This window comes from Pseudomonas sp. UBA2684 (genome assembly GCA_002354655.1).
Classification (GTDB): domain Bacteria; phylum Pseudomonadota; class Gammaproteobacteria; order Pseudomonadales; family Pseudomonadaceae; genus Aquipseudomonas.
Window position 1 is genome coordinate 67,664 of sequence record DELY01000006.1, and the last position, 7,155, is coordinate 74,818.

Here is a 7,155-nt window from a genome sequence, read left to right on the forward strand (position 1 = left end):
CATGATCCTCGACGTCCACGTCAGCTCAAGGCTGGTCGCCAAACTCTATCGGGAGCGCGATGAATACGTGCTGAAATACCTTCCAGGAACAGCACTGGAAGACTTTGTCAGCCTGGCTATGCCCGTTCGTGAAGAAGCATGGCGCTGGCCCCGCGACTTGTTCCCGTTTTTCCGGCAAAACCTGCCCGAGGGGTATTTGCTCGGCGTTATCCGCGAGGAGTTCGGCCCACTGCTCGATGGCACCGATTTATCGCTGCTGGCCTTGGTCGGGGGCACCGGCATCGGCAGAGTGTCGGTCACGCCTGAAGGCGTTCGACCCGGCATCGAGATGGCGCCACTCGAGATAAGTCAGCTGCTCAAGGCGGAAAACAGCACCGAACGTTTCACCAACCTGGTGCGGCAATACGCCCAGGTGGCTGTATCGGGGGTCGTGCCCAAGTTCATTGCCACAGACGCTGCCCACACTCGGGAACCCCTGGGCAAACCGACCCTGCGCACCGGTTTTCACATCATCAAAGGCTCCGATGACAGCACGCCATTTCTCGGCTTCAACGAGTTCTACACCATGCGCGTGCTCGCGCGACTGAATGTCGTGCCGGTCGCGACCTGCCGCATGTCCGAGGATGGCAAGGTTCTGGTGGTGGATCGCTTCGACGTCGACGCACAAGGCGTCCCACGCTGCGGGGTCGAGGATGCATGCGGACTGCTGGGCTTACCCCCACACGAAAAATACAGCCCCACCACCGAGCGAGTATGGAGCGCAACCCGCGCCTACATAAGTGCTGCACGCCTCCACACGCAACGTGAACACTTGGGCTGGCAGTTGCTGACCAACTACGTAGTGCGCAATGCCGACTGCCACTCGAAGAATATCGCGCTGTTTTACACCTCCCGAGCGGACGTAGCCTTTACCCCGATCTATGACCTGGTAACCACCCAGGCCTACCCGCGCTTCGCCGACAACCCACCCGGCCTGTCCATCAGCGGCAGACAAACCTGGACACCAGGCCGCTCACTGGAATCGTTCTTCAAAGCCGTGCTGGGCATTCCACCTAGCCAGTACGCCGCCATGGTCGAGCAACTCTGCGAATCCGCCGTAGAGGTCGGCAAAGAAGTTATCGACGCCGCGAAAAACGAGCCCGCCTGGCGCGATGTGGCCAAACAGATGGTGCACGCCTGGAACCAGGGCATGGAGACATTGCGCAGCCCCAAAGCAGCACCGCACTTTCGCGGCCTGGATAATGCTATTGCAGAAGCCGGCTTCTCCGGGCCACGCAAGCCAGAGCGCAGCCGTGAAGTGATTGGCCGCTCTGAGTTGCTGGCAAAGAAGCACTGAAACCATAACGCGGGGCCAACTGTTCTAGATTCACTCAACCCCAGCAGCCTTGCGCTGCGACGCCACAGTGAGCCGAATAACGCCATGTATCGGCTCACCCCCTGAATCGCTGACGCATCAGGCCTCAATCGTCCTCGCCATGCACAGGCCTAAAAGGCCCGCGCTAGAGGCTTTAGTATTAGGTTCGCGCTTTTACGCCAAGTTTCGGTACTATCCGGTTAACTCAGGATTAACCAGGACAGGAAATGGACTTCACCCCCGTCATCGCGCAGCTCTGGGGCACGCTGGGCTGGTTTATCCCGCTGATGCTGCTGATCGGCCTGCTCAAATCGCCTTGGGCCAAGGGTCATATCGGCGAACTCCTCGTGCGGCTGTTTGCCCATTGGCAGCTGGATAAGCAAACCTACCGCCGCCTGCACAACGTCACCCTGAACGCGCCAGACGGTACCACGCAGATCGACCACGTTTTCCTCTCGCCCTACGGCATCTTCGTGCTGGAAACGAAGAATATGAGCGGCTGGATCTTCGGCAGCGAAAAGCAGCCACAGTGGACGCAGAAATTCCCCAAGCACACCTTCAAATTCCAGAACCCGCTACGCCAGAACTACAAGCACCTCAAAGCACTAGAAGCAACCCTTGGCGTTAGCCCCGAGCACCTGCACTCGGTCATCACCTTTGTCGGCGGCAGCACCTTTAAAACAGAAGTGCCGGCCAACGTCACCCAAGGCATCGGCTTTATCCGCTATATCAAGTCATTCCAGCAGCCGGTATTCAGCGAGGCTGAAGTAGGTGCCATGCTGCACGCACTGCAAACCGGCCGCCGCGCACCGACGCTCGCCACACATCGCGAGCATGTGCAAAACCTTAAACGCAGAAGTGATCCGACAGCCGAGCGGCAATGTCCGAAATGTGGCAGTGCGCTGCTGATACGTACAGTGAAATCAGGGGCGAAAGCGGGGCAGCAGTTTTGGGGATGCTCAGCGTTCCCTAAGTGCCGAACCATATAGTATGTTTAAAATTCAGCTGCAATAAATAAAAATCGCTGCTTACCCCTATTACTTAACTAAACATAAGTGACAAGGAACAATTAATGGAAAGCACTCACGAGCACGAAACAAACACAAGCAGCACAGAAAGACTTATTGAGTATGAAATACTAGGACTGTACGGACTTTATAATCACAAGATCACTCTAAACCATACAGATGGAGTCACCATCGTACATGGCCCAAATGGCGTCGGCAAAACCGCGCTTCTGAAAAGCATTAGCAATTTATTCAATTGCGACTATGACTCTTTGGCATCGATTCCTTTTTCACAAATTAATGCACGCCTGAGTAGCGGCTGGGAGATAGTTGTAAAGAGAGCAGGCGCATCAACCGCACAACTAGTCCGCCGGAAAAATATAAGTCACCGAATTGAAGTCGAGATAAAAAAGGATAAGAAAACACATGCCTCTCATAACTTTTCAGAAGATGCTCCTGTAGGTGGGCGAATCCCCCCTTGGTACAATCGGATTGCACCCGGCGTATGGTTTGATGAACGTACCGGCGAAGAAGTAGGCCCTGACGAGCTAGATGTATTTTTTCACCGACCTAACAGATCAAAAGAAAAACGCAGGAATATAGAATCAATAACCGCAATTCTGAAAACAGTCAGCGTTCACCTTGTAGAGACAAATAGACTTTACAAGCCAATACAAGCCAATGAATGGAATAAAAAAGGCACCAAGTTAGTCTCTGCGGTTAATGATTGTGCAGCTAAGCTAGCCAATAATATAGGAACAGCCCTGAAAGACTATGGCAAACAATCTCAAGAGCTAGACCAATCTTTCCCCCACCGCTTCATTACCAAGTCTGCAAAGCCGCTAGAACTACCTGATCTAAAGAACAGACTTACAGAACTAGCAAAGCAACTTGAAAATCTGAAAAACCTAGGAATCCTAGACTCTGAGAATTTCCAATCCTTTAACATTCAAGTCTTAGACCACGTAGAACCTCAAAAGCTCGAAATTATGAGCCTCTACGTTGAGGACAGCGAAGAAAAACTAAAAGCCTTTGAGTCATTAGCCGACAGAACTGAGCTTCTACTAAGCAGCCTCAAGGCTAAATTTAAAAACAAGAAAATTCTTTTGAGCAAAGACCGAGGACTTTATGCTGAGGGGCCCGGAGACCTTGAAATCCCTCTGGACTCACTATCATCCGGTGAACAACACGAGATTGTATTACTCTACGAGTTGCTATTTAAGGTATCAAAAAACACTTTAGTTTTAATTGACGAACCTGAATTATCCTTACATGTTAATTGGCAGAAAGCTTTTCTACCGGAGCTACTATCAATATCCAAGGTTTCTGATTTTTACTCAATAATCGCAACCCATTCCCCATTCATCGTGGGCGGTCGGGACGACTTAATGACAGCCTTGGATGCGAGTGCCGATGAATCAGTGGAATAAAAGTGTCGGAGACCTCATTGCTGAAATCAAGATGATGCAAACCGATTTTAAAGGTTTTTTTTGGCTTGTTGAAGGCCCTAGCGACATACGATTTTTTGAGTGTCGGCGATACAAGGGTGTTGCGTTAGTTGCAGCTGGAGGAAAAGCTAATGTAATCGAAACAGTTGCAGCCCTTAGACAGGACCCCGTAAACTCTAAGCTGATAGGCGTTGTTGATGCTGACGTAGACTGGCTGAAGCCAATCGAAAATCGCCCACCAAATATCTTGTCCACAGACCCCCGCGACCTTGAAGGTTTGCTACTTAGGTCTAGGGCGCTAGACAAACTTTTGAGTGAGTACGCCACCCCTCAAAAAATTGATACATTTGAAGCAAAAATCGGAAACACCGTACGCGAATACATAAGGAGTATTAGCGAAAAATTCGGAAAAATAAGGGCAGCCAACTTACTTCATAACGACGTCTCTTTAAAATGCTTAAAACCGCAGAACTTTATCATTTCAAATAGATGGGCTTACGACCTAGAGAGAGTATATGAATTTTGTGTATCGCGCGGAGTGGCGAGCACTGCTGAAGAGCTTAAAACACTTGTGGCTGGCTTACCCTCCACAGACCCATGGAACTATGTTCGAGGTCATGATGCTGTAGGGATTTTAACTGGCGGCCTAATGACTGAGCTTGGCCGTGGAGGAAGAATAGATAATTCAAGAGTTGAGTCTGCACTTCGAATCGGCATGGAAGATGAAGAATATAAACTCAGCAGCATTAGCCAGCAACTGAGCAACTGGCACCCAACCGACACCGGTGTAAATTATTAATTTAGTGCCAAACAAATTTGCCTTTCTATAAATATACGCCTCTCTCAACAGTACGGAGCTTATTTTCAGAATGCCGATAGTTAATAGGGGACAGACCACGGTTTACAGAAAGTTAAACCTCGCCTTCCCCTATTTTCGACTCACTGCACTTCAAACCTGAGCGCGCACTAGTCAAAACTCAGCACACCTCCTGATTGCCGCAGCCATATGCGATGCCTACTCGCCACGCTCGCCTGAGCAAGCAAGTACTGCGCTCCAACGCTGGTAACTGCTCGCGGATCAACGCCTGATCCACATCACGATCAGTGGCATCTACGCGGTCAGATTCCCGATGAAAAATCAAACCCTGACCGTTTCGCGGTACAAAAAACAGTACACCAGCGGTACAGTGCCCAGCTTTTGCAGGCTACGCTCAATTACGCTTAACCCGCTCTACGACGCTACTTTCAGCTAACTGTACCTGCGCTAAGCTACGCACGATTTCACTGGGTTTGCAGCGTTTCTAGGCAACTCATAATCCTTGGGTCCACGGTTCGAGTCCGTGTGGGCCCACCACCAATAAAAAGCCGCGCAATAGCGCGGCTTTTGGGTTGCTGCGGCGAGCGTCAGCGTTTGGCGATGATCCAGACTGCGTGGATGATCCCGGGGATGTAGCCGAGCAAGGTCAGCAGGATGTTCAGCCAGAAGGCGCCGGCGAAACCGACTTGCAGGAACACCCCGAGCGGCGGCAGCAGGATGGCGATCAGAATGCGGATCAGGTCCATGAATCAACTCCCTTTCAGTTAGCCCGGCTGGGCTGTACTGGGTAATCGACCTCCGCAGCCCCCTGATGGTTCCTTGCCGCTGGCGCGTGGCGCCACCCATAATCGGCCGCATCACTTCTTCGGAACCCTGCTGCCATGGCGATTTCCCGCGGCGATCTCGATCAACACGGCCTGATCATCGGCGTCTCGCCCGAGCGCTTTCGCGCGGTGGCCATGCCGTTGCTGTTCGATCACCTGAACGCCCAGTGCGAAGGCACCATCGCGGTCAATCGGCAGGCGCGCATCGTCTGGATCAACGACAAATACGCCGAGAAGGTCGGCATCAGCGATCCGCGTAGCGTGCTCGGCAAGGAAATCGAGGAAGTGCTGCCGGCCAGCCGTCTGCGCGAGGTGGTGGAGAGCGGCCAGCCGAGCATGCTCGACCTGATGGCCTTCGGCAGCGAGCATTTCGTGGTGACCCGCATCCCGTTGCGCGACGAGGACGGCACCCTGGTTGGCGCCCTGGGCTTCGTGCTGTTCGACCGGGCGCGCCACCTGAAACCGCTGATGGCCAAGTACAACAGCCTGCAAAGCCAGTTGGTGGCGACCCAGCACGAGCTGGCCAAGGCGCGCCGGGCGCGCTACACCATCGCCGGGTTCATCGGCAGCAGCGCCGCGGCCAGCGAGGTGAAGCGCCAGGCCCGCCGCGCCGCGCAACTCGACGCCACGGTGCTGCTGCGTGGCGAAACCGGCACCGGCAAGGAGCTGCTCGCGCAAGGTATCCACAACTTGTCGCCACGGGCCAATGGCCCGTTCGTTGCGGTGAACGTGGCGGCGATTCCGGAAACCCTGGTCGAGGCCGAGCTGTTCGGCACCGCGCCCGGCGCCTTCACCGGAGCGGATCGCAAGGCGCGGATCGGCAAGTTCGAGGTGGCCAATGGCGGCACGCTGTTTCTCGACGAAATCGGCGATCTGCCCCTGCCGCTGCAAGCCAAATTGCTGCGGGTGTTGCAGGAACAGGAGGTCGAGCCGCTCGGTTCGAACCAGGTCAAGCCGCTGAACGTGCGGGTGATCGCCGCCACCCACATTGACCTGGAGGCCAAGGTGGCCGCCGGGCAGTTCCGCGATGACCTGTATTACCGTCTCAACGTGCTGGCCCTGCGCGTACCGCCGCTGCGTGAGCGCCGCGAAGATATTCCGGCACTGCTGGAACACTTGCTCGACGATATCGCCAATCGCTCCGCTCAGGCCCCGCTGGAAGTGACTGACGATGCCCTCGCCCTGCTCAGCGCGCAGCCCTGGCGCGGTAACGTGCGCGAGCTGCGCAACCTGCTGGAGCGCGCGCAATTGGACGTCGACGGGCGCCTGGATGCGCCGGCCCTGCGCGCGCTGCTGATCGATCCGGTGACGCCAGCGGCGCACAGCCCCACAGCGCAGCCCGCCACTGCGGCGCAGACCCTGGCCGAGCAGTTGGCGCAGGCCGAGCGCCAGGCGCTGGTCGATGCGTTGCAGGCCATGGCCGGCAACCGCCAACAGGCCGCCGAACGCCTGGGTATTTCCCGTGCCGGTCTGTATGCCAAGCTGGCCCTGCATGGCCTGGGCAAGCACGACTGAGCCGGGCTATGCGGTTTCCTGTAGGAGGTGCTGGGTAGCATTTCGCTTTAGCGGCGGGCTTGCGACAGCTGTTGTCGCGGCTGAAGCCCCTCCCACGGTCTGTAAGCGTGTCAGATGCGTAGCCTGGATGGAGTCCGGGCTACGGACTGGAGGAGCCGCCTTGGCCGCGATGCTTTTGAGCCCGCAAGAG

The 7,155-nt window shown here is 55.1% G+C and carries 6 protein-coding genes; 5 read left to right on the plus strand and 1 reads right to left on the minus strand.

Features of this window, described 5'->3' with window-relative positions; all coding sequences use genetic code 11:
• The first annotated feature begins 1 nt into the window (after position 1).
• The 4 genes from B3M58_RS03130 (at position 2) to B3M58_RS03145 (ending at position 4,608) form a co-directional block, all read left to right on the plus strand.
• Positions 2-1,336: a type II toxin-antitoxin system HipA family toxin gene (locus B3M58_RS03130; protein WP_296217096.1), complete on the plus strand. Its 1,335-nt coding sequence runs from the start codon at positions 2-4 to the stop codon at positions 1,334-1,336.
• 245 nt (positions 1,337-1,581) lie between these two features.
• On the plus strand, positions 1,582-2,343 hold the full coding sequence (locus B3M58_RS03135) for a nuclease-related domain-containing protein (RefSeq protein ID WP_296217097.1): 762 nt from the start codon (positions 1,582-1,584) through the stop codon (positions 2,341-2,343).
• Between the two features lie 83 nt (positions 2,344-2,426).
• Positions 2,427-3,791 (plus strand): AAA family ATPase, encoded by a 1,365-nt coding sequence (locus B3M58_RS03140; RefSeq protein ID WP_296217098.1) that lies wholly within the window; start codon positions 2,427-2,429, stop codon positions 3,789-3,791.
• The gene (locus B3M58_RS03145) at positions 3,775-4,608 is read left to right on the plus strand and encodes a DUF4435 domain-containing protein (protein WP_296217099.1); all 834 of its coding nucleotides are present in this window, start codon (positions 3,775-3,777) and stop codon (positions 4,606-4,608) included. Before B3M58_RS03140 ends, B3M58_RS03145 begins: the two co-directional genes overlap by 17 nt.
• A gap of 605 nt (positions 4,609-5,213) precedes the next feature.
• Here B3M58_RS03145 and B3M58_RS03150 read toward each other — a convergent pair.
• Positions 5,214-5,372 (minus strand): YqaE/Pmp3 family membrane protein, encoded by a 159-nt coding sequence (locus B3M58_RS03150; RefSeq protein ID WP_296217100.1) that lies wholly within the window; start codon positions 5,370-5,372, stop codon positions 5,214-5,216.
• Between the two features lie 135 nt (positions 5,373-5,507).
• Here B3M58_RS03150 and B3M58_RS03155 point away from each other — a divergent pair, with 135 nt between their 5' ends.
• Complete coding sequence (locus tag B3M58_RS03155) at positions 5,508-6,965, plus strand: sigma-54 interaction domain-containing protein (protein ID WP_296217101.1); 1,458 nt, start codon at positions 5,508-5,510, stop codon at positions 6,963-6,965.
• The last annotated feature ends 190 nt before the right edge of the window (positions 6,966-7,155 follow it).

What these genes read in the sequence shown, in the direction of transcription:
- B3M58_RS03145 (WP_296217099.1), top strand. Translation starts at nt 3,775, where the DNA reads ATGAATCAGTGGAATAAAAGTGTCGGAGACCTCATTGCTGAAATCAAG.
- B3M58_RS03130 (WP_296217096.1), top strand. Translation starts at nt 2, where the DNA reads ATGATCCTCGACGTCCACGTCAGCTCAAGGCTGGTCGCCAAACTCTAT.
- B3M58_RS03150 (WP_296217100.1), bottom strand. Translation starts at nt 5,372, where the DNA reads ATGGACCTGATCCGCATTCTGATCGCCATCCTGCTGCCGCCGCTCGGG.
- B3M58_RS03155 (WP_296217101.1), top strand. Translation starts at nt 5,508, where the DNA reads ATGGCGATTTCCCGCGGCGATCTCGATCAACACGGCCTGATCATCGGC.
- B3M58_RS03140 (WP_296217098.1), top strand. Translation starts at nt 2,427, where the DNA reads ATGGAAAGCACTCACGAGCACGAAACAAACACAAGCAGCACAGAAAGA.
- B3M58_RS03135 (WP_296217097.1), top strand. Translation starts at nt 1,582, where the DNA reads ATGGACTTCACCCCCGTCATCGCGCAGCTCTGGGGCACGCTGGGCTGG.